1 protein-coding gene is annotated in these 245 nt (G+C 41.6%); it reads right to left on the minus strand.

Going from position 1 to position 245, the window contains the following annotated elements:
- On the minus strand, positions 1 to 245 hold a 245-nt coding region (locus HMPREF2877_RS07725), incomplete at its 3' end, for a biotin/lipoyl-containing protein (protein WP_289508424.1).

Consider the following 245-nt stretch of genomic DNA (forward strand, 5'->3'; position numbering starts at 1 on the left):
ACTTCACCTTCTGCTCCAATATAACCAATAACCTCAGTAACTGGTACAGTTTCACCAGCCTGACGCGTAATCTTCAAAAGAACACCAGAATCTTCTGCTTCAAGTTCCATGTTCGTCTTATCTGACATGATTTCAAGAAGGATATCTCCCTCATTAACCACATCACCCTCTTGTTTTTTCCACTCGATGATTTCGCCTTCCTGCATGTCCACACCAAGCTTAGGCATAATAATCTCAAAAGCCAT

The organism is Streptococcus sp. HMSC072D03 (assembly GCF_001812855.1).
Taxonomy (GTDB): domain Bacteria; phylum Bacillota; class Bacilli; order Lactobacillales; family Streptococcaceae; genus Streptococcus; species Streptococcus salivarius_D.